The organism is Nocardiopsis valliformis DSM 45023, from assembly GCF_000340985.1.
Lineage (GTDB): Bacteria > Actinomycetota > Actinomycetes > Streptosporangiales > Streptosporangiaceae > Nocardiopsis > Nocardiopsis exhalans.
In genome coordinates this window covers 36,776-58,738 of record NZ_ANAZ01000013.1, presented here as the reverse complement: position 1 = coordinate 58,738, position 21,963 = coordinate 36,776, and the positions used below count along the sequence as shown (strand labels likewise).

Genomic DNA, 21,963 nt, shown 5'->3' with positions numbered 1-21,963 from the left:
GTCCTGCTTGCGGGGCCTTGATTCCACGGCCCTCCCGGCTCGGCGCGAATCCCGAAGATGATTGATGCGTCATCCAAATAGTAGATGATGAGTCAACTTCATGTCGAGGTTTGCCGCTGGCCTGGGGATTCGGGATCCATGTCTGTATTTTGTTGACGCATCATCCAAAAATGCTAGTTTAGATGATGTGTCATCTACTTGGGTCGCGATCTCCCGCCCGAGCCCCCAGAACACGAAACCCCGGAGGTACCACCATGAGCACCAAGTCCAATAACGGACTCGACGCCCTGCTCACCCCGGAGGAGAGCGTCCTCCTCCTGATCGACCACCAGCCGTTCCAGGTCGCCAACCTGAACAGCCACGAGCCGTCCATCGTCGTCAACAACGCCGTCGGCCTGGCCAAGGCCGCCAAGCTGTTCGACGTCCCGACCATCCTGACCACCGTGCTCGCGGAGCGCGGCGGCCACCTCATCCAGGGGATCCAGGACGTCTTCCCGGAGCAGAAGCCGATCGACCGCACGCTCATCAACACCTGGGAGGACGAGCGGGTCGTCGAGGCCGTCCGGGCGACCGGCCGCAAAAAGGTGATCATGGCCGGTCTCTGGACGGAGATCTGTGTGGCCATGCCCGCGATCCAGGCGGCTGGCGAGGACTTCGAGGTCTACGCCGTCACCGACGCGTCGGGCGGGGTGTCGGTGGAGGCGCACGAGATGGCTGTGCGGCGCATGATCGAGGCCGGCGTGACACCGCTCAACTGGCTGGCCGTGGTCGCCGAGTGGCAGCGCGACTGGGCCCGTGAGGAGACCGCCTCGGGCCAGGCCGAGATCCTGGTGCAGCACGGCGGTGCCAGCGGCGTCGCCTTCGCCTGGGAGATGCAGCTGCTGGCCACCCAGCTCTGACACCGAGGCCGACGCGGCCGTGGAACGGGTTCCGGCCCGGGATCGGCGGGGACGAGGCCGACCTCGTCCCCGCCGATCCCATTCTCACCCCAGCCGGTTTTCGGGCCGTCCGCCTGCCCGTGCTTCGCCCCCGTCCTGACCCCGTCATTTCCTATGGCGCGGATTCAATGGCACAGATCACCCCATGCGGTCTTGACTCCGACGCGACGTCGGGGATTTGACTGAGCGCTGCTCGATCTGACCCGAGAATGACGAACCGAGGAGAAGCAGCCCCATGACCGCGAAAACACAAGAGCTCCGGGGCACGAAGCCCGTTCCGCCAGGGGTCGAGTACCACCGGGTGCTGGCGGGGGAGGAGCGCCGCATCAGCCGCGGCATCCTCGCCATTGTCCTGCTCATCGGGGGCATGTTCGGCGCCATCATCGCGTTCCAGCTCGTGGGCGGCTGGATCGACGGCATCCTCTGGCCGGGTGTTCCGGGCGACGAGCGCCTGGTCCTCACCCCGCTGGCCCACGCCGGCAGTCTGATCGCCGTCGGGTTGGTCATCCCGTGGAGCATGTTCCTCCAGCGCTGGCTCTACGGGGTGCGGGGCGCCACTCTGAGCTCGGTCGCGTCGGGCTTCCGCTTCGACCTCTTCGGGCGGGCGGTGCTGACGGTGACCCCGGCCTTCCTGATCGCGCTCGCCGTCTTTGAGTTCGTGTCCCCCGGTGAGACCGCCGTATGGCAGTACGGCGACGTCGTCTGGCTGCTCGTCGTGACCATCCTCCTCGTGCCCCTGCAATCGGCGGGCGAGGAGTACGGCCTGCGCGGGCTCGTCTTCCGTATCGCGGCCAGCTGGGGGCGCGGCCGGTGGACGTCCCTGGTCCTGGGTATCGGTGTGTCGGCCGTCCTGTTCAGCGTCATCCACACCGCGAGCGACCCGTGGTGGAACCTGTTCTACCTCCTTTTCTCCTTCGTCACGGGGTACGTCACCTGGCGAACCGGCGGCGTCGAGATCGCGGTCGTCATCCACGCGGCCCTCAACACCCTCACCTTCATCTTCTGGATCGCCCTGAACGCCGACATCTCGGTCAGGTTCGACCGTTCGGCGGGTGGCCTGGACACCGCCCTGCTGGTTGCCGGGACCCTCGCCTTCATCGGCACGGCAGCGGTCGTGTGGTTCCGGACCCGAAAGACCGGCCCGGCCACGACGCCGATCGAGCCGGACGAACACCGGGTCACCTGAGCCCGCCGTCTCGGTGCCCGGTGATGCGGTAGGGCGTCGAGCTGCCCGGCCACGCACTCGACCGGGTGTGCGGCCGGGCCGAGCGGTTCCCGGACCGCGTGCACGCGGTCCGGCTGCGATCAGAGGGTTCGCGTGCGGTGGATAGCCTGCCGCGCATGACTTCCTCTGCCTCGAACCCCGACGCCGGAACCGACGAGACACGGATACCGGGAGGGCCGGGATGGTACATGGACGCCCGCACCCTCCTCCCGGTCATCGAGGACCTGGAGGAGTTCCACACCGCGCACGCCGAAGACAGGGCGCTGTCGGTTCTGACGGAGCTCTGGAGCGGAAGGCCCGAGAAGGCGGAGCCGCTCGCGCTGGCCCTGGCGCGGGCCGAGCCGACCCTCCGCCACCGCGCCCTGCTGGCCGACGTCCGCCGTGACCTGGGCCGGATCACCTGGGCCGTCGAGGAGTACGACGAACTGATCGAACAGGCCCGCGGCACCGCGCGCGAGGCCGCCCTGTGGCAGCACCTCGGCAAGGCCCACTTCGTCGGCCGGGACTACCCGAAGGCCGCCCGGGCCTTCGAAACCGCGCTCGACCTTCGCCTCCGCGACACCGCCGCAGAGGAGCTGGTCGCCTCATCCCGCATGGCGCTGCAACGCACGAGGTCCCTGCTTTCCGACCCGAACCTTTAACATGCCCGCTCAGGCAGCGCGCCTGCCCCACTCGATGGCGGGGCAGGTGTCCATCACCATCGGCACCCCGGCATCTGTCGTGCGCCGGAACGCCTCTTCGTCGATGACGCCGAGTTGGAACCACACACCGCCCGCACCGATCGCGACAGCCTGGTCTGCGAACTCGCCGGCCGCCTCGGAGCGGCGGAAGACGTCGACGACGTCGATGGTCCCGACCGCGGCGGACGCCTCGGCCAGGGTCGCGTAGGCCTTCTCGCCGAGGACCTCCACGCCCTCGGCGGCGGCGCCGGGGTGGACGGGGATGATCCGCTTGCCTCTGGCCTGCAGCAACTGGGCGATCGCGTAGGCGGTACGCCCCGTGTCATTCGACAGGCCGACGATCGCCCAGGTCCTGGTGTCGTCGAGGAAGCGGTCGATGGTCTTCGGGTCCTGCCACGACTCAGTCATGTCGGTGGAGAACAGCCCCGGCGCACCGCTGATTCCCGCGTTCACGCGGACAGCGCGGAGAGTGCGGGCAGCGGGGGCGGAGTGCGCTTCGCGCACTCCGCCCCCGCTGTTCGCACAGCAATCCGCGGCCCTGGGCGCGCGTATTGCACCTGCGGGCAGGCCTCCCGGCAGATCAGTCGGGGAGCAGCTCGCCGATGAGTTCTTCGACGCGCTTGCGGATGTCGTCACGGATGGGGCGGACGGCCGCCACACCCTGTCCGGCGGGGTCGGGGAGTTCCCAGTCGAGGTAGCGCTTGCCGGGGAAGAACGGGCAGGTGTCGCCGCAGCCCATAGTCACGCACACGTCGGAGGCCTCGACCGCGTCGGTCGTCAGGACCTTGGGACTCTGGTCGGTGATGTCGATGCCGACCTCGGCCATGGCCTCCACCACGGCGGGGTTGAGGGTGTCCGCGGGAGCCGAGCCCGCCGAGCGGACCTCGATCCGACCCTCGGAGAGGTGGCGCAGCCAGGCGGCGGCCATCTGGGAGCGTCCGGCGTTGTGCACGCAGACGAAAAGGACGGACGGCTTGTCGGTGCCGGTCATGACGGGTGTCCCTCTACTTCGAGTCGGTGGTGGTCGTGGACGTAGGTGTCGCGATCAAGGACAACAGGTCGCTGACGTGGGCGTCGATCGCGTCGCGGATGCGGCGCAGCTCGGGAAGCGATGCCCCGTGGGGGTCGGGTGTGGGCCAGTCGAGGTAGCGGCGCCCCGGAACCACAGGGCAGGCGTCACCGCAGCCCAGGGTGATGACGAAGTCGGCCGCCCCGATGACCTCCTCGGTCAGCGGCTTGGGGTAGGCACGGCCCAGGTCCACGCCGACCTCGGCCAGGATCTCGGCCAGGTGGGGTTCGAGTGCGGAGTCGGGGTCGGTGCCGGCGGAGGAGACGGTGATCGGTTCGTCGGCCCGGTGGGAGAGCAGGGCGGCGGCGATCTGGGAGCGTCCGGAGTTGTGTCCGCACACGAACAGCACGCGCACCGGCCGGGCGGCGGGTGTTTGCCGCGCGGCGGCCAGGGCGTCCAGGCGTTCGGCTGCCAGGTGTTCGGCGAGCACGTTCAGGTGGGTGGTCACCGTGGCGGTGAGGGCGAGGCGCTGGTAGGAGTCGGCGATCAGCGCTCGCACGGTCTCCTCGGAGAAGTGTCCCCGGTAGCGCGCCGCCAGACGGGCGGCGCCCAGCTCGGCGCGTTCGTGCAGGAGGGGTTGGGGATCGGGTGTGGTCATGGTCTGGGCTCCCGGAGGAAAGAGGCCGGCGGGCGATGCATCAGGATCGGGTGATGAGATAGTATCAGCGCATGCTGATGTCAGTCGATACTGATCTAATGAAGGTCCTGGCCGACCCGCTCCGGATGCGGATCGTCTCCCTGCTCGCCCGCGAGACCCTGTGCACCACCCATCTGATGGAGGAGACCGGGGCCCGACAGACCAACCTGTCCAACCATCTGCGCCTGCTGCGCGAGGCCGGGGTGGTGGAGACCGAGCCGTGCGGCCGGTTCACCTACTACCGGCTGCGCCCGGAAGCTCTGGAGTCCCTCTCCGAAGGGCTGTCCGAGTTGGCGGCCACGGCCCGCTCCACGGACGCCGCGCAGAACAGGCGGGCCTGTTGATGGGCCGCCCCGAGAACACCACGCGTGAGGTCAGCGCCTCCGCGGTGGCGAAGCTGTCCACCCTGGACCGGTTCCTGGCGGTGTGGATCCTGCTCGCCATGGCGGTCGGCCTGGGTCTGGGCCGTGTGGTCCCCGGCCTGAACGAACTCCTGGCGGCGATGGAGGTCGGCGGGATCTCCCTGCCCATCGCCCTGGGCCTGCTGGTCATGATGTACCCGGTGCTGGCCAAGGTCCGCTATGACCGCCTGGACACCGTCACCCGCGACCGGCGACTGCTCATTTCCTCCCTGGTCGTCAACTGGGTGGTCGGCCCGGCGGTGATGTTCGCCCTCGCCTGGATCTTCCTGGCCGACCTGCCCGAGTACCGCACCGGCCTGATCATCGTCGGGCTGGCCCGCTGCATCGCCATGGTCATCATCTGGAACGACCTGGCCTGCGGGCACCGCGAGGCCGCCGCCGTGCTCGTGGCCCTGAACTCGGTCTTCCAGGTCCTGCTCTTCGGGGTACTGGGCTGGTTCTACCTGGACCTGCTGCCCGGCTGGCTCGGCCTGGACAGCGGTGGCCTGGACGTCTCCCCCTGGCTGATCGCCCTGAACGTGGTGATCTTCCTCGGCATCCCGCTGGCCGCCGGGTTCCTCACCCGCCGGTTCGGCGAGCAGAAGATGGGCCGGGAGCGCTACGAGGCCGACTTCCTGCCCAAGATCGGGCCGTGGGCGCTCTACGGCCTGCTGTTCACCATCGTGCTGCTCTTCGCCCTGCAGGGGGAGCGGATCACGAGCCAGCCTTGGGACGTGGCCCGGATCGCCGTGCCGCTGCTGGTCTACTTCGTGCTGATGTGGTTCGGCACCTTCGCCTTCGCCAAGGCGATCGGAATGGACTACGACCGCACCACCACGCTGGCCTTCACCGCCGCGGGCAACAACTTCGAGCTGGCCATCGCGGTGGCGATCGCGACCTTCGGGGTCACCTCCGGCCAGGCGCTGGCCGGGGTGGTCGGCCCGCTCATCGAGGTACCCGTCCTCATCGCCTTGGTCTACGTGTCCTTGGCCTGGCGCAAGCGCTTCGCGCCGGAACGCCGGTAGGAGACGGGACAGCGGTGTCGGGACCGTGCCCCGGGGCGCGGTCCCGACAGAGCGACCGGCCGAACGGGCGGTCAGCGGAGCCGGTGCGGCCGTACGGAACCTGAGGAGAGGACGGGAATGGGCAGCTCCCAGAAAAGCGTCGATGTCGCGGTGATCGGAGGGGGCCAGGCCGGGCTCGCAGCAGGATACTTCCTGCGCCGCGCCAGGCGGCGCCTGGAGTTTGACTTCGCCATTCTCGACGACGGTGCGGCGCCGGGCGGGGCGTGGAGCGAGTACTGGGACTCGCTCCGGCTGTTCTCCCCGGCGGGGCACAGCATGCTGCCGGGCTGGTGGATGCCCGAGGAGGAGGGGCAGGAGTACCCCTCGGCGCGACACGCGGCCCGGTACCTGGCCGAGTACGAGCGCCGCTACGACCTGCCCGTCCACCGGCCGGTGCACGTGGACCGCGTCGAACGTGACGCCGACGGCTTGCTGCTGCACACCGGCCGCGGCGATTGGCGGGCGCGGTACGTGATCAGCGCGACCGGCACCTGGCGGGCACCCCACGTGCCCGACCTGCCCGGACGCGGGCTCTTCGGGGGCAGACAGGCGCACACCGCTGACTACCGCGGCCCGGAGGAGTTCGCCGGTCAGCGCGTCGTGGTGGTCGGCGGCGGGAACTCCGCCGCCCAGATCCTCGCGGAACTCTCCCTGGTCGCCCGGACCCGCTGGGTCACGCTGCGCCAGCCCCGGTTCCTGCCCGACGATGTCGACGGCCGTGCGCTGTTCTCCATCGCCACACGCCGCCAACAGGCCGCCGAACGGGGTGAGGCCGCCCAGGGGGTCTCCGACCTGGGCGACATCGTCGTGGTGCCCAGCGTGCGCCGGGCCCGGGACCGGGGTGCGCTCAGTGCCGAGCCCATGTTCGACCGGCTGACACCGACCGGGGTCGCCTGGGCCGACGGCACCGTCTGGGAATGCGACGCGGTGCTGTGGTGCACCGGGTTCCGGCCCGTCCTGGACCACCTGGAACCGCTGGTCCCGGCGGGTCCGGACGGTCGGATCAAGGTCGAGGGAACCCGTTCCGTGGACGAGCCCCGGCTGCACCTGCTCGGCTACGGGGACTGGACGGGCGCGGCCTCGGCCACCATCATCGGCGCGGGACGCACGGCCAAGGGCGCTGTCGCCGAGGTCGTGCGGGGCCTGGAGCAGGCGGAGTAGCCCTGGCCCCGCAGGTCCCCGTCCTGCTACCGCCCTGACGTAGTGGAACCCGAAAGCCCCGCCGGTCACGGCGGGGCTCGGTCACCTCCCCAGCCGGAGCCGCCGCAGGACGTACCGGGCGTCGCGGCCGACCCCGCGCAGGGTGGCCGAGGAGAAGCTGCGCTGGAACTCCAGCCCCACGTATCCCAACCTGGGGGCCGTGGTGGATATCCCGCCCCGATGGAGCGGACGCCCCTGGGCGTCGAGCGCGCCGGTCGGTGCGAGGTAGTCCAGGGCGGGGCGGTAGCCGGTGGCCAGGATCAGGGAGTCGACCTGCTCCACGGTTCCGTCGCCCCAGGTCACCTTGTCGCCCTCCAAGCGGGTGAATATCTCTCGCCGGTCGGGGTTGCCCGTGCCGAAGGCCGCGCGGTAGCGGCCGTCGTCGATGACCAGGGTCGGGCCCTTCTCCCAGACGCGGCGCAACGGGGCGGTGTCCAGGCCAGTGCGAGTGAACCACCAGTGGATGTCCCGGCCCAGGGGCCGCTGGTTTGTCCAGGCCACCGGCGCTCGGGAGGCCAGACTGACTCGGGCCGCCCCGGCGAGCTCGGCGGCAATCTGCACCCCGGAGTTACCGCTACCGACCACCACCACGCGCTGACCGGCGAAGGGATCGGGGGAACGGTAGTCGGCGGTGTGCAGCACAGCCCCGGTGAAGCCCTCCAGCCCGGGTAGCGCGGGGCGGTGCGGCCGGCTGAAGCCGCCGGTGGCCGCGACCACCGCCGAAGAACGCACCTGGGAGCCGTCGCCGGTGGTGAGGACGAACCCCTTCCCGTCGCGTTCGACGCTCTCCACGGGCTGGCCGCAGCGCAGATCCGCGTCCAGTCGGGAGGCGTAGTCGCGCAGGTACGCCACCACCTCGTCCCTGAGGGGGTAGCGCCCCGGGTCGCCTGGCATCGCCCGCCCGGGAAGGCCGGAGAAGTGTGCTGGGGAGAACAGGGTCAGGCTGTCGTAGTAGTGCGGCCAGGAACCGCCCGGCCGTTCGGACCTCTCCAGCACCAGGGGGCGGACCCCTCTGCGGTTAGCGGCCCAGGCGGTGGCCAGGCCTGCCTGACCTGCACCGATGACGGTGAGGGGTGTCTCTTCCATGCGGGGGCTCCTTCGTTCTCGTGAGCGCGGAACCGTTGCGGCGGCTACACGCGGGGGTGTTCAGGAGGAAGCGCAGACCTGGGATCGCCGGTTTTCGGCCCGGGTGGCCAGACCGGTCACCGCGCCCAGAGCCGCCAGAACCGCCAGGGCGGTGAACGCCGCCGGGTAACCGCCCAGCGGTCCGGCCAGCGCCGCCCCGGCCCACGGGGCGATCGCGATGGCCAGCATGAGCGGGGTGTGCGCGACGGCGTTGAGGGTGGCGTAGTGCGTCGTGCCCCACCGGTCGGAGACCGCGGTGGCCTGGAGGAGGGTGAGGATGCCCCGTGCCATGCCCGCCAGGACCGCGATGGCCAGGACCAGTCCCCAGGGCCCCGGCACCAGTGCCAGGAGGAAGGTGGTCGCCGCGCAGGCGCCCAGTACGGCCACGGCGCGCGCCACCGGACTGGTCCGCCTTTCCAGGGGCGCGTAGACCAGACGGCCCAGGACCTGTCCGATCCCGCCCACCCCCAGCGCCCAGGCCGCCTCCGCCGTACCCCAACCGCGTTCCGCCAGGAGGGGAACGAGGTTGACCACGACCGCGTAGACGGTGAAGGACCCCAGAGTCAGGGCCGTCGTCAGAGCCCAGAACGCCCGGCTGCGCAGCACAGCACGCGCTCCGGGCCCTCGCTCGCCGCGCTCGCTGAAACCGTCGGGAGACCAATCGCGAGGCAGGGCGAGGGCGTGCAGGGGAACCACCACGACCAGCAGTACGAGGGCGAGCCCCAGGTAGGCGCCCCGCCACCCCCACACCCCCTCCAGGACCGCTGCCAGGGGAGCGAAAATGGTGCTGGCCAGCCCGGCGACCAGGGTCAGCGCGGTCAGGGCCCGCACCTTGGCCTTCCCGAACCAGTGGGTCAGTGCGGCGAAGGCCGGAGGGTAGAACAGCCCGGCCATCGCGGCCCCCGCCGCCAGCCAGGCGGTGGCGAAGACCCACAGGTTCGAGGCGAGTGCAATGGCGGCCACGGCGGGGACCGAGAGCAGGGCCGCCGCCGTCATCGCCGGGCGCGGACCCCGGGCCTGGACCCAGCGCCCTACCGGGATGCCCGCCAGCCCTGCGATGACCTGCGAGGCGGAGAACAGCGCGGTCACCGTGGCCAGGGACCACCCGGTGTCGGCGGTGATGCCCGGTGCCAGGACCGGGAAGGCGTAGAACAGCACCCCGTAGCCGGTGGTGACGGTGACGCACAGGGCCACCAGGCCCCGGCGCGCCCCGACCACCGCAGTGGAGGGCGCGCCGGAGACCCGACCGGAAACCGGTGTCACGGGACCCGGACCGGTTCACCCGGCTCCGCCTGCTGCACCGGGCCGCAGCAGCCAACGGTGTCGGCCTCGGTGTCGGCCTCGGTGTCAGTCTTGGCGGCGGTGGGGTCGTCGAACAGACCGGCGCCGCCGCACACCCCCGTCTCGGGCAGAACCAGCTCCACGCGGGCCGCGCTCTCGTGGTCCCCGGCCAGATGCGCGGCGATACTCCGCACCTGCTCGAAGCCGGTCAGGGCCAGGAAGGTGGGGGCGCGTCCGTAGGACTTCATCCCCGCCAGGAAGAACCCCTCCTCTGGGTGGGAGAGCTCGGCCGCGCCGTGCGGGTAGACGGTGCCGCACGAGTGCTGGTTGGGGTCGATGAGCGGGGCCAGCTCCACCGGCGCCTGGAGCGCGGGGTCCAGGCCGAGGCGGACCTCGGAGAGCGGGGACAGGTCGGGCCGGAACCCGGTCAGGGCCACGACCTCGTCCACCTGCTCCAGCCTGCGGCCGTCCTCGCCCACCAGGACCAGGCCGTCTCGGGCCGGTCGTACCTCGACGGTGCGGAACCCGGTCACCACCTCGACATGTCCCGCCTCGATGGCCGCGCGGGCCCGCTGGCCGAGGGCGCCGCGCGCGGCGAGCTGGTCGTCCGCGCCTCCGCCGAAGGCGTCCCCGACCTCGCCGCGACGGAGCACCCACAGCGCCTTCGTCTCCGGGCTCTCCTGGGCCAGCGCGGCCAGGGAGACGAGGGAGGACAGGGCTGAATGGCCGCTCCCGACCACCGCGGTGGTCCTTCCCGCATAGCGGCTCCGGGTCTCCTCCTCGCCGAGGTCGGGGATCCGGTAGGAGATCCGCCCGGCCGCGGCGGCCTCGCCCAACGCGGGCAGGCCGTCGCCGCCCACGGGGTTGGGAGATCCCCAGGTGCCCGAGGCGTCCACGACCGCGCGGGCCAACAGCCGCTCCTCGCCCTCGCGGGTGCGCAGTCGAACGGTGAAGGGCTGCTCGGCGCGCTCGGCGTCCACGACCCGGTCCCGGCCCAGGCGGCTCACCCCGGTCACCCGTGCGCCGAAGCGCACCCGCTCGCCGAGGGCCTCGGCCAGGGGAGCGAGGTAGTCCTCGGCCCACTCGCGGCCGGTCGGATATCCGCTGTCGTCCGGGCGCCGCCAGCCCGTGCTGGAGAGGAGCTTCTCCGCGGCCGGGGCGACCAGGTCGCGCCACATCGAGAACAGTCGTACGTGCCCCCACTCGGACACCGCCGCACCCGCCCGGTCGCCCTTCTCCAGGACCAGGACCGGAAGGTCGCGGGCCACCAGTTCCGCTGCTGCCGCCAGCCCTGCGGGTCCGGCTCCGATCACCACGACGGGACGCTCGTCGGTCATGACACACCTCTTTCATCGATTGGTGTCTATGAACGAGGACTTTATCGATCTATGTCGATGGACGCAACCATAGATCGTGGTCGATAATGTGAGGCATGACCGCGACACGATCCGAGCCCGCCGCGCCAGCGCTGTCCCAGACCGACGCGCAGACCTACGCCGCCTGGTTCGCCTGCCTGGCCGAACCCATGCGCGTTCAGCTTCTCCATGCCATCGCCACCACCCCGGGATCGGTCAGCGTGGGCCAGCTCGCCGCAATGGTGAACGTCCGCCAGCCCACCGTCTCCCACCACCTGCGCAAGCTCGCCGACGTCGGGTTCGTGACCCTGACCAAGGTGGGTACCTCCACCCAGGTCGCGGTCAACCCCAACTGCTGCACCGGCCTGCCGCACGCCGCCGACATCGTCATGGGCGTCCTCAACGCACGGCCCTGCTGCCCCACCGACCTGCCCGCCGACATCACCACCCGCCCCATGGCCGACGCCGACCTGGAGAAGGTTCGCGACATCTACGAGCAGGGCATCGCCACCGGCCACGCCACCTTCGAGACCCGGGCGCCCTCCGTCGAGGACCTGAAGACCACGTGGCTCCCGGAGCACCGCTGGGTCGCCGAGGCAGAAGGGGTCGTGGTGGGCTGGGCCGCCGCCTCACCGGTCTCCGACCGGGCGGTCTACGCCGGGGTGGCCGAGACGTCGGTGTACGTCGCGGAAGGGGCGCGTGGCCGCGGAGTGGGCAAGGCCCTGCTCTACCGCCAGGTCACCGAGGCCGACACCGGCGGGCTGTGGACGCTCCAGACCTCGGTCTTCCCCGAGAACCGCGCCAGCCTGTCGCTGCACCACCAGGCGGGTTTCCGCACCGTGGGCGTACGCGAACGCATCGCCCGACACCACGGCCACTGGCGCGACACCGTTCTGTTGGAACGGCGCCAGGGCGTCGGCCTGACCACGGGCGAGACGGTCTGCTGCGAAGACGGTACGGACTGCGCCCCCGCGTGAGGAGTTAGCCGGTCGCGGCGGGCCTGACGCGCTTTCGACCGGGCTCGGGCAGGGGGATGACCGGCCGTTCCCGGAGGGCCAGCCGACCACAGCTCCCTCCGGGCTCGTGCTGCGGATTTCTCCGGCTCGGGCGTCGAACCTGAAGGCGTTCCGTGCTGCCTGGCTGCGGCGGGGGCCGGGGTACCCCGAGTGTTTGGTCGGGGTACCCGCGCACTGTCAGCGCCGAAGTGTGTTCAGCAGGTTGGTCCACTCCGTGCTCTGGAAGGAAAGGTGGCCGTGCTGGCGGTGTTTGGTGCCGCGGACCGCCACATCTCCACCTTGGTCCGCGACCTCGACACACTCTCCGCCGTGCCCACCGCTGTAGCTGGACTTACGCCAGTTGTTCCACCCGTTCTCCACGGTCGTCTCTTCCCTACCTGCCCCTACCTGTACTTTTCGTCCAGCAGCTGCTAAATGAGCTTCCGGGTTTCTTGCTGCTCCAGCGCAGACCCCTGCACCTTGTGAAACAACCCCTGGTAACTCGGGCGCTACCGGAAGGATCGAGCGCTGCCAAGTAGTGGTCTATCCGGCCTACGCCCCGGCCTGGCACGCCCTGTTCGCTTGCTGCCAGACGCGGAGCACATGCCGTCCCGGTCAGTGTTTGGACGCTCCCGACAGGCGCAATCCCGAGCCTGCCACTGCTGACGTGTCTCGTACCTGACTACAGACTCGGACAGTACCGTCCCGGGATGCTCGACAGGTGTCTGGCCGGGTTCGGACTGCCCCTTGAGAAATAATTGCGATAATTCAACATCAGCCGGGATATGATTGGAAGCGTCCGGTTGTCGGAGAGGATTTTTAGTGAAATTCATCGTGCTCCACAAAGAGGAAGATGGTCGGCGGGTCAGGTTTCTTGACCCCAATCCCTACCTGAGTAGCCTCCCTGAAATATCCGCTGAACTTCCATCCGGTGCTCGTGATTACGCGACGAGCCCTGATCACTATGATTTCTTTGGGCGCAGATGCGTCAAGGATCTCGAGTTGGAAGGGGTTGAGTTTTCCCCGGTCGGTGGTGGTGTCTTGAATGTTTCCATTCGGTTCAAGGGGAATCCTTTCAAGCATGACTCGGGGATGGTTGTGGATTATTTCTCCGTTTCGAAATTTGAAGTTGAGTCGACCGAAGATTTCAGTCGGGGAGGATATCCTCCGCCTGGGCTCGGGAGTGTAAAGCTCGATGAGGTGCTGCCTGACTCCGCAGGATGTAGCCATGAAATTGCCTTCACAGGTGGATTAGTTCTAGTGAAGTCCAAAGACTTTAATTGCAGGTGGCTGACTGCTTAGGGCTCGCTTCAAAGCCTCAGCTCTCGCGACACCAGAATAGCTATCATGTTTTTTGCGTGCTCGGCATAAATTTACGAAGTGAGCGTTCTGATTTGGAGGCGATGATTACTTCGTATGTTCCTGGGTTCAGTCCTGGATCGACAAGGGCAAGCCAGTCCGAACCTAGGACTGTCCTGGATTCAGGGTGGGGCCATCCGAGTTTTAGTGGTGCGATCTGCAAAGCCTCAACGGAGAAGAAGAGGTTCCAAGGGTCGCGGGTCTCAAAGAATTTTTTGATGGGGGACCCGTAAGCGGCTTCATTCACTGTGGAAACGTCAAGAAAACGGGATATGTCGACGTGAGTTCCTCTCCAGGAGTTGTCGCTTTGATATTCATATATTTTTGAATCTGGATTCTCTGGGTCGAAGGCCCACAGGAAGTTCCCTTGGTTTTCTGACCAAAATGGTATTTTTCCTCTCTCTGGCGCGAGTTCATTTACTGGGATTGCGTGGTTCTGGTGTGTGATCCTGGTTTCCCAAAGTTGATATAGTTCGTGCCACCTTCTCAGCGGTTCGGGAATTTCTCTGGCGAGGGTCTCATTTATCGGCTTCCCGGTGGGGGTTCCGTACCATTCGCGCAGGAACAATTCGAGACGCGTTGCGCTCTCGGCTTCAATCCAGGATCTAATAATGCTCACGAGTTCGGGGCCTTCGTCTGGGTTGTTTTGTGGCAGTATGCTGATGCTATATTTATCCGGATGTATGGCTCTGCTGTATTCTCTGGTGTCAGAGTTGCAGATTGACCAGGCCAGCGCGTTTTGGGGTCAGACTCTGGCAGGGACGCGGGTCTGAGGAGGTCTGCTTATCGATCCTCCGTCGAAGTAAGTTTCCATAATTCCCCGGTTCTTGTGAACTTTGAAGACGTTTTTGGTGGCGATTGTTTTGATGTTCAACTCGATGCTTGAGAGTATGATTGACACGAGTCTTTCTGGTGCGGTTTCGGAAGACGATTTGACCGATTTCCATAAGAACGTTCTTGAAGCGGGGTGGCTCAAGGAAGATAGTGGAGCTTGGGTGCTCCGGTCCCTTCGGGGAGGTTATGCAGGTGTCGAATCGCAGTTTTCTGATCTTATTGACTACGAGGCTTCGGTGAACGGTAGGGCGATTCCTGACCTTGACCTCGATTTCGCTGACAGTCGTCGAGTTGAAACGTTGTTTCGACGTGGGTATTCTTTTGCTCATTGTGCACTGTTTTCTTTGGGGCGAGTTCCAGGGGCACCATCTGCTGTCGCGTACGTAACGATAGGACCGACGCTTTTCGATGAAAATATCGTTACTGGAAGTGTGACATTCTGCGCGACCAGGGAGGGGGAGTGTCCTTACATTGATGACATCTCTGATTTGTCTCTGAGTGGAGTCCTCTTGCTTGATTCGGATGACTGTAGGGAGCCTCTTTCCGTGGCCTGATTGGCGGCTTCGAAATTCGGCCGTGTGATGTGAGGGAACGCATCCTAAGGAGCCTATCCGGCCAGGGTGCTTGCGTCAGGTGGTCACTCGCAGCGTGGTTCGTTCCTTGGCGGCGAGGGTGCGCAGGTACTCAAGCTGTTCCCATGACGGGGCCGATACAGATGGGGTTATCGAGGGCAGCTGAGTTGATCACCGTCACCAGAATGGGGTCATCGCTCGCCGGGCAGCGGCTCGCGTGCTCCCTACGGTCCTGCAGGAGCTTCTGAAGAATCTCAGCCGGGCGCCGCGGAGTAACCGCACGCATGACCGTTCCTGCGTAGGCCTCGGTCCGCAGGACCGAGGGGATCCGTAGGGGCTGGAACCCGAGGCTGGAAAAGAGCCTCCTGCTCCAGTTCGGCGAGCGGCCTACCCAGGCGTCCCGCCTTGCTCAGGGGGCCTGGCGCACTCGCCCCTCCCGGGCTACTCGGGATTGGCGGTCGGCTCGGTGGTCTCGAACTTCTCGAGGTGTCCGCACATGCCCCAGGCCGGGGCGGGCTCGCTCCGGAGGACCGCAGCGGACGTCAGGTGGGAGGTGTCGCCCGCCTCAAGCGCGTCCAGGCGGGCGGCGGTGCGGGCGACGTCGGCCGCCGGGCCCTGTTCGAAGCGGGTCCGCCAGGCGGGCAGACCGGCGGAGACCAGGCGCAGGGCTGCGGCGTGGAAGTCGGTCATCGCGCTCACGTCACCCGCGTCCAGGCGTTCGCGCAGTTCGGTGAAGCCCGCGACGGCGAGTTCGCGTCGTTTGCGGGCCGAACCCTCGGGGTCGGCGGGGTCGAGGGCGACGGCTCGGGCGTAGGCGGTCGGGTCGGCCAGGACGTCGGGCGGGAAGGTGAGGACGGCGTCACCGGCCTCGGGCAGGCCCGCGTTCTGCATGATGACGACCAACCGCAGGTCGCCGTCGTTGACGAGTCGGTGCACGGTTCCGGGGGTGAACCACAGGAGGTCGCCCTCGCCGAGCGGGTGGGAGGCGAACCCGCCTGTGGTGAGGGTCTGTACCGCGCCGGAACCACCGGTCACCGCATACGCCTCGGTGCAGGCCAGGTGCATGTGCGGGGAACCGCCGCAGAAACCGTCGGAGCCCGGGGCGGCGGGCCAGTCGTAGACGCGCAGCCGGGACAGCCCGACCCCGCCCGGGAGGGAAGGGGGTCCGCTTGGGCGGGTGGTCTCGGCCTCTGGGCTCACCGCGGCTCCCGGACCGCTCGTTGGAAAGCGCTTTCTTGCAGTGAAGGTACGTTTGCCCGCGACGCACTGTCAAGAGCGCACGTCGGCGCCCCGGCGGCGCCCTGGTGGCGGTCTGCCGGGGCTCCGTCTGTCTTCTCGGTCAGTCGCTCGGCGTCCTGGGATGCACCACGGTCTTGGGGCCCGGGTAGATGACCCTCTCCTCGCCGTCGGCGAAGCGGACCATGTAGGGCGGGCCGTCGTCGGCCCCGAGGACGTCGATGATCTCGGCTTCGTGCTCGCCCTTGGAGCTGGTGACCCCGTGCGTGTGCAGGCGGTCCCCGACGATCGCTCGCATCTGCTCTCCCCTGCGGTTCGACGACCGGCCTCCCCCAGGCCGGTCTCAGCCGGGTGATACCCGCCCCGAAGCCGGGATGAACCGGGCAACCTGGGGAAACAACGGACCATCGGCCGGACCGGTTCGGGCCGGTGCCTAGGATGTTCGGGTGAACAAGCTTTCCCCGATCATCGCGTTCGTCGTCTTCATGGGTGTGTTCGTGCTCTCTCGGACCGCCACCCGGGACTTCCTGGAGTCCTGGGTCGCCTTGCAGGGCGTGGTCCTGGGTCTGGCCTCCCTGGTGGCGTCGATGGGTATCGCCGCCCTGGCCGCCGGGGCGGTGCTCTACGTATCCCGGATGATCACCGGCGAGTGACCGGTTCACCCGCCGAGCGGTCCGGTGGCCGATTCCGCAACCGGCCCCCGCAGCCCTTCCCGAGCTGAACTCTCCGCGGTGGCCTTCCGGAATCACCTCGTGTGGATGTCCCCACCCTTTCCGACGAAGGTCGTCGCTCATCGCTGGCGCGCTCTGGGGCCGCCGCGCGCGTGACCGTTTGCTTCGGGTGGTGCGACGGCACGCCGCGGCTTATTTCTATGGCGCATAGAGATACTCTCTGCCTGCCATGGAAAACGGGGCTGGGAGAGGTATGCCGAAGGACGCCAGGAGCGCCAGGAGCGATGGGGGCGCCAAGAGCGCGAAAGCCACGAAGGGCAAGGGCTCCGGGGGCCCGGCCAAGCCGAAGGACGCCAGGCGAGGGGGCGTCTCGCCGCTGCTGATCGGCGGGGCGGTCGTCGTGGCCCTTGTCGTCGCGGTGGTCGTGGGGCTGCGCCTGGAGGGCGGTGACCCAGACGGGGAGTCCCCGGACGCGGCATCGGTGGTCGACCACATCGACGCGGAGCAGCGCGAGTGGGGGCAGGCCCTGGCCCGGCGCACCGCGGACGATCCGATGGCCCTGGGTAGCGCCGACGCCCCCGTGGTGCTGGTCGCCTACTCCGACTTCGCCTGCCCCTACTGCGCCACCTGGGCCCAGGAGACCCAGCCCGAGCTGGTCAAGCGCTACGTGGACTCGGGCGACCTGCGGATCGAGTGGCGGGAGTTCCCCTACCTGGGCGAACTGTCCCAGACACTGTCGGTCGGGGCGGTCGCTGCCGGTGAGCAGGACGCGTTCTGGGAGTACCAGGAGGCCGTTTTCGACCGGCAGGACGAGCTCAAGTCCGCCTCGGACCCGGATGGGGTCCTCGACGAGATCGTCGAGGAGCTCGGGCTCGACAGTGAGCGGTTCCAGGAGGACCTGGGGGCTGAGCGGAGCGGGATCTCGGTCGGCCACGACTTCGTCGAGGGCCAGCAGATCGGGGTGAGTGCCACCCCCGCCTTCGTCATCAACGGCGACCCCGTCATGGGCGCGCAGCCACTGGACGTGTTCGTCCGAAGCGTCGACACCGCCCTCGCTGCGGCCGGGGAGTGACGGTCGCGGGCACCGTCCTTGCCGCGGCGGTGCCCGGCCTCTTTTCGGCGCTGGTTGGTCGGGCTTAGGTCTGCGCCGCGCCGCCGTTCGGCTCTGCGGCGGGCGGACCCGGATTCGCGAAGCCGATGCGGGATCATGGGGGCCTCCACTTTCTACCTTGCATAGTTTACTCTCTACGCAAGATAGAAATGAGGAGTCGAATGCCTGAGAATCCCCGACGCCGAGGCCTTCCTCCCCTGCTGCTGGGCGCGGCGGTCCTGGTCTCCCTGATCGTGGCCGTCCTCGTCGGCCTCAACCTCGAAGGCGACACCACCGCGCGGGACGAGGGAACACCCACCGCCGGCCCCTCCGAGCAGGAACGAGACGCTGAAGGAGACGAGGCACCGACCGAGCGGCCTATGTCCGAGGACCCCAAGAGCCTGGGAGCGGCCGACGCACCCGTGGTCATGGTCGTCTACGCCGACCACATGTGCCCGTTCTGCGCCTCCTGGGAACAGGAGACCCTGCCCGATCTGACCGAGCGCTACGTGGACTCCGGTGACCTGCGGATCGAGGCCAGGGCCTTCCCCTACCTCGGCGACCGCTCCCACACCCTGGCGGTCGGCGCTGAGGCAGCAGCCGCGCAGGACCTGTTCTGGGAGTACCAGGAGGAGGTCTTCCGGCGTCAGGACGAACTCAGGTCCGCGGGCGACCCCGAACCGGTCATGACGGATATCGCCGAGCAGATCGGCCTCGACCCCGAGCGCTTCCAACAGGACCTGAACGAGGCGAGCCTGAGCGAGGCCGTCGACCGGGACTTCGGCGAAGGACAGCGCCTCGGCCTGAGCGGCACCCCCTCCTTCCTCATCAACGACGAACCCCTCATGGGCGCCCAGCCCCTGGACGTGTTCACCGCCCGCATCGACGAGGCCCTCTCGGCCCAGGAGGGGTGAGCGTATGGACATCGGTTTCGTCGCCGCCGTCGTCGGAGGGGTCCTGGCACTGCTGAGCCCCTGCAGCGCCCTGCTCCTGCCCTCCTTCTTCGCCTACGCCTTCCGCGACGCGGGCCGCCTCCTGATCCGGACCGCGGTCTTCTACCTCGGCCTCTGCCTCACCCTGGTTCCCCTGGGGGCGGGATCAGCACTGGTGAGCGTCGTGTTCCACGGGCACCGCGAAATCCTCATCACCGTGGCCGGAAGCCTCATCATCGTCCTGGGCATCGCACAGATCCTGGGGATCGGTTTCTCCTTCGGAGTGTTCTCCCGGGCCCAGGGCAGGTTCGCTGGAGGTCGGGGGAACCTCTCTGTGCTGGGCCTGGGGTCCGTCTACGGGCTCGCCGGGTTCTGCTCCGGCCCCATCCTCGGAGCGGTGCTCACGGTCGCCGCCACCGGCACCCCGGTCCGCGGCATGCTGCTCATGGCCGCCTACGCCCTGGGGATGGCACTGCCCATGTTCCTCATGGCGCTGCTGTGGGACCGGTTCGACCTCGGCCGCAAGGGCTGGCTCAGGGGGCGGAGCCTGGAGTTCGGGCCCGTGCGCACGCACACGACGGCCCTGGTGTCGGGAACCCTGTTCGTCCTCATCGGTGTCTTCTTCCTGGTCTTCGACGGCACAGCCTCCATCTCCGGTCTGCCGGGCATGAGGTGGATGGAGGACCTCGCGCTCAGCGCCCAGGCGCCCCTGTCCCGGCTGGGAAGCACCACCGACGCGGTAGCCGTGGTCGCTCTGGTGCTCACGGTCTCCCTCGCGGTCGGCGGAACGCTCCTGGCCCGGTCCAAGACCCGTGGCCGAGGGGCCGCAACGGAAGAGGAGGAGCATGACCGCGCCGGTTAGACCGAAGGGGAGGTCCGCGTGGTTCGGTCCCCGCCCCTGGCGGTGGACCGGCCGCCCCTGGCGGGGCGGTGACGCGATACTGGTGGCCGCGGGGGTTCCCGCCTATCCTGCCGGAAGGAAACGTATGACAAGTGGTGGTCCATGAGTGGAGAGGCCCCGGGGCTCGGGCCCCTGGAAACCGAGGTGGTCGAGGCCCTGTGGGCCGGGGGCTCGCCCATGAGCGTGCGCGAGGTGGTCGAGGCGCTGGCTGCCCGGGACCCCGCCTACACGACCGTCTCCACGGTGTTGGAGAACCTGCGCCGCAAGGAGTGGGTCGAGCGGGAGCGGATCGGGCGCCTGTGGTTCTACCGACCGCTCCGGGACCGCGCCTCACACGCCGCGGACCGGATGCACGGCGCCTTGGACGACAGCGGTGACGCACACACCGCCCTCCTGCGCTTCGTCGACCGGATGGACCCCCAGGACCTGGACGTCCTGCGCGACCTGCTCTCCGACATCCCCCGGCGGGAGAACCCATGATCTGGTCCCTGGGCGCCTTGGCCGCCCTCCTGCTCTGGAGCGTCGTCGGGCCCCGCGTCCTGCGGGGCTTCCAGAGGCGGGCGCGGCCCACGGCACGGGTCATGGTGCACTTATGGACCCTCGCCACGGCACTGTGGCTCCTGGCCTGCTTCCTCCTGCTGGCCATCCTTGTCACCCGGGTGATGGGGCCGGGGGTGAAGTCGTTCGTCTTCGCCTGTGTGGACCTCCTCCAGGCGATCCACGACAACGGTGCCGAGAACGGTGTCCTCACCGCGCTGCTCCTGGGCGCGGTCGGACTGGCGCGGCTGACCTGGACGGCGCTGCGCCGCCGTTCCGCAGGCAACGCCTGGACCAGGGAACACGTACGCAGGCTGCAGTCGGGTGGGCGACTCCGCACCGTCCACACGGACCGCGTCTGGGTACTGCCCACCAGCGAGACGGCGGCCTACTGTCTGCCCGGCCGCCAGTTCGGCATCGTCGTGACCCAAGGGGCCCTGGACAGTCTCACTCCTGCTGAGCTGAGCGCTGTCCTGGCCCACGAACGCGCACACCTGTCCGGCCGCCACCACATCCTCGTGGGCTGGGCCAGGCTGCTCGACCATGCCTTTCCCGCGGTCCCCCTGCTCCGGGCCGCCGCGTCCGAACTCCCGGAACTGGTCGAGTGGGCCGCGGACGACCAGGCGGCGCGGGAAACCGGACCCCACGTCCTGGCCCACGCCCTGGGGGTTATGGCCCGCGCCCAACCCCGTACTCAGGGCACGGAACCGGCCCTGGCCGCAGCCGGAGCGTGCCCGGTGCGGCGGGTGCGCCGCCAACTCCAGCCCGCGCAGCCCCCGGTGGGGTGGGCCGCCAACGCCGCCGCGGCGCTGGTGGTGGTGCTGCCGTTGGCCCTGACCGCGCTGGCCACCCTGCTCAACATCGTGCTGCCGTACTGCGACTGCGTGGGCTGAGCAGGCGGACCCGGCGGTACCGCCCCGGACACCGGGCCCCGAGGGCAGGCACCGGGGGCGACGGGAGGCTCCGGTGGGGCCGATACCCCCAACACCCGGGTCGACCCGTAGCGGAATCAGGTGCGATTGGGTCATCCTGGGGTCGTGCGGAGCGAGATCGAGAACGTCTACCGGGTGTTCGCGTGCTACCCCCGACCCGCGAGGGTGGAGGGCTGCCAGCACTGCGTCACCGAGAACGACCACCGTGACCTGCTCGGGGCGCCGCTGCGGGAACTGGACGCCGAACGGCTGCGCCGGTTCTCCCACAAGGCCCTCAACACCTGGGGCGACGTGGACGACCTGCGCCATTTCCTCCCCCGGCTGCTCGAACTCGCCCTGCGCGGCGAGGGCGACCTCCACGGGCTGTTTGCCAAACTCCACCAGGCCGGGTGGACGGACTGGCCCGAGGACGAACGCGACGCGCTCCGCACCTGCCTGTCCGTCTGGTGGGAGGACGGACTCGCCGGCACGGAACGCCCCGACGCTCCCCTGGACACCCTGGCCGAGACCGGTGACGACCTCGCCCCCTACCTGGATGCCTGGTGGGGCCGGAACACCCCGCAGGCCCTGTGGGCCCTGGCCGACCTGGTCGGCCAGGTCGCGCACACCGTGCCCCGGGCCCGCGACGACCGGGTGGTCACCTGGCTGGCGACCACCCGGGGCTGGATCGAGAACGCGTTCTTCGAGATGTCGGAGGCCGGACAGACCGAACTGGCCGAAGCCCTCTCGGATTCCCGCCAGCTCCTGGACCTGGTCACCCTGGACGAGCCGGTCTCCGCCGACTCCGGAGCCTGCCCTGTTGCGCCCGACACCCCCGGGGACGCCGATGACCAGGCCGTTGACCCCGAGAACACCGGGCCACCGGGCCAGCGCTGAGGCCCGCCCCGGTGCCGGAGAACCGGCTCGCGTCCCCGCTGAACCGGGCCCTC

26 protein-coding genes and 1 pseudogene are annotated in these 21,963 nt (G+C 68.7%); 16 read left to right on the top strand and 11 right to left on the bottom strand.

Annotation, left to right across the window (positions count from 1 at the left end; genetic code table 11):
• Positions 1 to 254: 254 nt before the first annotated feature.
• From D457_RS0113945 to D457_RS0113935, 3 genes are all read left to right on the top strand, one after another.
• A complete protein-coding gene (locus tag D457_RS0113945) occupies positions 255 to 899 on the top strand; it encodes a hydrolase (protein WP_017581285.1) in 645 nt (214 codons plus the stop codon).
• A gap of 274 nt (positions 900 to 1,173) precedes the next feature.
• Complete coding sequence (locus D457_RS32525; RefSeq protein WP_017581284.1) at positions 1,174 to 2,124, top strand: CPBP family intramembrane glutamic endopeptidase; 951 nt, start codon at positions 1,174 to 1,176, stop codon at positions 2,122 to 2,124.
• Between the two features lie 155 nt (positions 2,125 to 2,279).
• A complete protein-coding gene (locus tag D457_RS0113935) occupies positions 2,280 to 2,804 on the top strand; it encodes a tetratricopeptide repeat protein (RefSeq protein ID WP_039831280.1) in 525 nt (174 codons plus the stop codon).
• A 9-nt stretch (positions 2,805 to 2,813) separates the two neighbouring features.
• Here the strand turns inward: D457_RS0113935 and D457_RS0113930 are convergent, their stop codons facing one another.
• The 3 genes from D457_RS0113930 to D457_RS0113920 form a co-directional block, all read right to left on the bottom strand.
• On the bottom strand, positions 2,814 to 3,251 hold the full coding sequence (locus tag D457_RS0113930) for a CoA-binding protein (protein ID WP_026116632.1): 438 nt from the start codon (positions 3,249 to 3,251) through the stop codon (positions 2,814 to 2,816).
• Positions 3,252 to 3,423: 172 nt separating this feature from the next.
• Complete coding sequence (locus tag D457_RS0113925) at positions 3,424 to 3,834, bottom strand: arsenate reductase ArsC (RefSeq protein ID WP_017581281.1); 411 nt, start codon at positions 3,832 to 3,834, stop codon at positions 3,424 to 3,426.
• A gap of 13 nt (positions 3,835 to 3,847) precedes the next feature.
• Positions 3,848 to 4,510: an arsenate-mycothiol transferase ArsC gene (locus tag D457_RS0113920; protein ID WP_017581280.1), complete on the bottom strand. Its 663-nt coding sequence runs from the start codon at positions 4,508 to 4,510 to the stop codon at positions 3,848 to 3,850.
• Between the two features lie 98 nt (positions 4,511 to 4,608).
• Between D457_RS0113920 and D457_RS0113915 the strand changes: the two genes are divergently transcribed.
• From D457_RS0113915 to D457_RS0113905, 3 genes are all read left to right on the top strand, one after another.
• Positions 4,609 to 4,893 (top strand): ArsR/SmtB family transcription factor, encoded by a 285-nt coding sequence (locus tag D457_RS0113915; protein ID WP_017581279.1) that lies wholly within the window; start codon positions 4,609 to 4,611, stop codon positions 4,891 to 4,893.
• A complete protein-coding gene (gene arsB / locus D457_RS0113910) occupies positions 4,893 to 5,975 on the top strand; it encodes an ACR3 family arsenite efflux transporter (RefSeq protein ID WP_017581278.1) in 1,083 nt (360 codons plus the stop codon). Before D457_RS0113915 ends, arsB begins: the two co-directional genes overlap by 1 nt.
• 117 nt (positions 5,976 to 6,092) lie before the next feature.
• Positions 6,093 to 7,175: an ArsO family NAD(P)H-dependent flavin-containing monooxygenase gene (locus D457_RS0113905; protein WP_017581277.1), complete on the top strand. Its 1,083-nt coding sequence runs from the start codon at positions 6,093 to 6,095 to the stop codon at positions 7,173 to 7,175.
• Between the two features lie 81 nt (positions 7,176 to 7,256).
• On the opposite strand, the gene D457_RS0113900 is transcribed toward D457_RS0113905, so the two are convergent.
• From D457_RS0113900 to D457_RS0113890, 3 genes are read right to left on the bottom strand one after another with little or no spacing between them, the layout of a single operon-like run.
• Positions 7,257 to 8,300: a flavin-containing monooxygenase gene (locus D457_RS0113900; protein WP_017581276.1), complete on the bottom strand. Its 1,044-nt coding sequence runs from the start codon at positions 8,298 to 8,300 to the stop codon at positions 7,257 to 7,259.
• A gap of 60 nt (positions 8,301 to 8,360) precedes the next feature.
• Positions 8,361 to 9,602 carry an MFS transporter gene (locus D457_RS0113895; protein WP_017581275.1) on the bottom strand — a complete coding sequence of 414 codons (1,242 nt, stop codon included), beginning with the start codon at positions 9,600 to 9,602 and terminating at the stop codon, positions 8,361 to 8,363.
• The gene (locus tag D457_RS0113890; protein WP_017581274.1) at positions 9,599 to 10,957 is read right to left on the bottom strand and encodes an FAD-dependent oxidoreductase; all 1,359 of its coding nucleotides are present in this window, start codon (positions 10,955 to 10,957) and stop codon (positions 9,599 to 9,601) included. Before D457_RS0113890 ends, D457_RS0113895 begins: the two co-directional genes overlap by 4 nt.
• Before the next feature lie 95 nt (positions 10,958 to 11,052).
• Between D457_RS0113890 and D457_RS0113885 the strand changes: the two genes are divergently transcribed.
• Positions 11,053 to 11,952: a helix-turn-helix domain-containing GNAT family N-acetyltransferase gene (locus tag D457_RS0113885; RefSeq protein ID WP_017581273.1), complete on the top strand. Its 900-nt coding sequence runs from the start codon at positions 11,053 to 11,055 to the stop codon at positions 11,950 to 11,952.
• 216 nt (positions 11,953 to 12,168) lie between these two features.
• On the opposite strand, the gene D457_RS0113880 is transcribed toward D457_RS0113885, so the two are convergent.
• The gene (locus D457_RS0113880; protein WP_017581272.1) at positions 12,169 to 12,351 is read right to left on the bottom strand and encodes a DUF397 domain-containing protein; all 183 of its coding nucleotides are present in this window, start codon (positions 12,349 to 12,351) and stop codon (positions 12,169 to 12,171) included.
• A gap of 441 nt (positions 12,352 to 12,792) precedes the next feature.
• On the opposite strand from D457_RS0113880, the gene D457_RS34745 reads away from it, so the two are divergent.
• The gene (locus tag D457_RS34745; RefSeq protein WP_239646099.1) at positions 12,793 to 13,272 is read left to right on the top strand and encodes a hypothetical protein; all 480 of its coding nucleotides are present in this window, start codon (positions 12,793 to 12,795) and stop codon (positions 13,270 to 13,272) included.
• 43 nt (positions 13,273 to 13,315) lie between these two features.
• Here D457_RS34745 and D457_RS35740 read toward each other — a convergent pair whose 3' ends face one another.
• On the bottom strand, positions 13,316 to 13,948 hold the full coding sequence (locus D457_RS35740; RefSeq protein WP_152514238.1) for a hypothetical protein: 633 nt from the start codon (positions 13,946 to 13,948) through the stop codon (positions 13,316 to 13,318).
• 232 nt (positions 13,949 to 14,180) lie between these two features.
• On the opposite strand from D457_RS35740, the gene D457_RS35735 reads away from it, so the two are divergent.
• Positions 14,181 to 14,717, top strand: a complete 537-nt coding sequence (locus tag D457_RS35735) for a hypothetical protein (protein WP_152514237.1) — start codon at positions 14,181 to 14,183, stop codon at positions 14,715 to 14,717.
• A 130-nt stretch (positions 14,718 to 14,847) separates the two neighbouring features.
• Here the strand turns inward: D457_RS35735 and D457_RS37805 are convergent.
• The 3 genes and pseudogenes from D457_RS37805 to D457_RS0113870 form a co-directional block, all read right to left on the bottom strand.
• A pseudogene (locus D457_RS37805) lies at positions 14,848 to 15,066 on the bottom strand (Scr1 family TA system antitoxin-like transcriptional regulator); the annotation flags it as partial.
• Between the two features lie 110 nt (positions 15,067 to 15,176).
• Positions 15,177 to 15,935: a cupin domain-containing protein gene (locus D457_RS32520; protein ID WP_017581271.1), complete on the bottom strand. Its 759-nt coding sequence runs from the start codon at positions 15,933 to 15,935 to the stop codon at positions 15,177 to 15,179.
• Between the two features lie 139 nt (positions 15,936 to 16,074).
• Positions 16,075 to 16,269 carry a DUF1918 domain-containing protein gene (locus tag D457_RS0113870; RefSeq protein WP_017581270.1) on the bottom strand — a complete coding sequence of 65 codons (195 nt, stop codon included), beginning with the start codon at positions 16,267 to 16,269 and terminating at the stop codon, positions 16,075 to 16,077.
• 148 nt (positions 16,270 to 16,417) lie between these two features.
• Here D457_RS0113870 and D457_RS0113865 point away from each other — a divergent pair, with 148 nt between their 5' ends.
• From D457_RS0113865 to D457_RS0113835, 7 genes are all read left to right on the top strand, one after another.
• Positions 16,418 to 16,624, top strand: coding sequence for a hypothetical protein (locus D457_RS0113865; RefSeq protein ID WP_017581269.1), 207 nt, complete (start codon positions 16,418 to 16,420; stop codon positions 16,622 to 16,624).
• Between the two features lie 271 nt (positions 16,625 to 16,895).
• Complete coding sequence (locus D457_RS0113860; RefSeq protein WP_017581268.1) at positions 16,896 to 17,714, top strand: thioredoxin domain-containing protein; 819 nt, start codon at positions 16,896 to 16,898, stop codon at positions 17,712 to 17,714.
• Between the two features lie 200 nt (positions 17,715 to 17,914).
• Complete coding sequence (locus D457_RS0113855) at positions 17,915 to 18,646, top strand: DsbA family protein (protein WP_017581267.1); 732 nt, start codon at positions 17,915 to 17,917, stop codon at positions 18,644 to 18,646.
• 4 nt (positions 18,647 to 18,650) lie between these two features.
• A complete protein-coding gene (locus tag D457_RS0113850) occupies positions 18,651 to 19,526 on the top strand; it encodes a cytochrome c biogenesis CcdA family protein (protein WP_017581266.1) in 876 nt (291 codons plus the stop codon).
• Between the two features lie 141 nt (positions 19,527 to 19,667).
• Positions 19,668 to 20,045, top strand: coding sequence for a BlaI/MecI/CopY family transcriptional regulator (locus D457_RS0113845; RefSeq protein ID WP_017581265.1), 378 nt, complete (start codon positions 19,668 to 19,670; stop codon positions 20,043 to 20,045).
• The gene (locus D457_RS0113840) at positions 20,042 to 20,995 is read left to right on the top strand and encodes a M56 family metallopeptidase (protein WP_017581264.1); all 954 of its coding nucleotides are present in this window, start codon (positions 20,042 to 20,044) and stop codon (positions 20,993 to 20,995) included. Before D457_RS0113845 ends, D457_RS0113840 begins: the two co-directional genes overlap by 4 nt.
• A 144-nt stretch (positions 20,996 to 21,139) precedes the next feature.
• Positions 21,140 to 21,910 carry a hypothetical protein gene (locus D457_RS0113835; RefSeq protein ID WP_017581263.1) on the top strand — a complete coding sequence of 257 codons (771 nt, stop codon included), beginning with the start codon at positions 21,140 to 21,142 and terminating at the stop codon, positions 21,908 to 21,910.
• Positions 21,911 to 21,963 lie beyond the last annotated feature (53 nt).

Coding starts and splice junctions, on each gene's coding strand:
- arsB (WP_017581278.1), top strand. CDS start 4,893: ATGGGCCGCCCCGAGAACACCACGCGTGAGGTCAGCGCCTCCGCGGTG.
- D457_RS0113945 (WP_017581285.1), top strand. CDS start 255: ATGAGCACCAAGTCCAATAACGGACTCGACGCCCTGCTCACCCCGGAG.
- D457_RS0113845 (WP_017581265.1), top strand. CDS start 19,668: ATGAGTGGAGAGGCCCCGGGGCTCGGGCCCCTGGAAACCGAGGTGGTC.
- D457_RS0113850 (WP_017581266.1), top strand. CDS start 18,651: ATGGACATCGGTTTCGTCGCCGCCGTCGTCGGAGGGGTCCTGGCACTG.
- D457_RS0113915 (WP_017581279.1), top strand. CDS start 4,609: ATGAAGGTCCTGGCCGACCCGCTCCGGATGCGGATCGTCTCCCTGCTC.
- D457_RS32525 (WP_017581284.1), top strand. CDS start 1,174: ATGACCGCGAAAACACAAGAGCTCCGGGGCACGAAGCCCGTTCCGCCA.
- D457_RS0113930 (WP_026116632.1), bottom strand. CDS start 3,251: ATGACTGAGTCGTGGCAGGACCCGAAGACCATCGACCGCTTCCTCGAC.
- D457_RS0113855 (WP_017581267.1), top strand. CDS start 17,915: ATGCCTGAGAATCCCCGACGCCGAGGCCTTCCTCCCCTGCTGCTGGGC.
- D457_RS0113885 (WP_017581273.1), top strand. CDS start 11,053: ATGACCGCGACACGATCCGAGCCCGCCGCGCCAGCGCTGTCCCAGACC.
- D457_RS0113925 (WP_017581281.1), bottom strand. CDS start 3,834: ATGACCGGCACCGACAAGCCGTCCGTCCTTTTCGTCTGCGTGCACAAC.
- D457_RS0113870 (WP_017581270.1), bottom strand. CDS start 16,269: ATGCGAGCGATCGTCGGGGACCGCCTGCACACGCACGGGGTCACCAGC.
- D457_RS0113860 (WP_017581268.1), top strand. CDS start 16,896: ATGCCGAAGGACGCCAGGAGCGCCAGGAGCGATGGGGGCGCCAAGAGC.
- D457_RS0113905 (WP_017581277.1), top strand. CDS start 6,093: ATGGGCAGCTCCCAGAAAAGCGTCGATGTCGCGGTGATCGGAGGGGGC.
- D457_RS0113935 (WP_039831280.1), top strand. CDS start 2,280: ATGACTTCCTCTGCCTCGAACCCCGACGCCGGAACCGACGAGACACGG.
- D457_RS0113920 (WP_017581280.1), bottom strand. CDS start 4,510: ATGACCACACCCGATCCCCAACCCCTCCTGCACGAACGCGCCGAGCTG.
- D457_RS0113890 (WP_017581274.1), bottom strand. CDS start 10,957: ATGACCGACGAGCGTCCCGTCGTGGTGATCGGAGCCGGACCCGCAGGG.
- D457_RS0113900 (WP_017581276.1), bottom strand. CDS start 8,300: ATGGAAGAGACACCCCTCACCGTCATCGGTGCAGGTCAGGCAGGCCTG.
- D457_RS0113840 (WP_017581264.1), top strand. CDS start 20,042: ATGATCTGGTCCCTGGGCGCCTTGGCCGCCCTCCTGCTCTGGAGCGTC.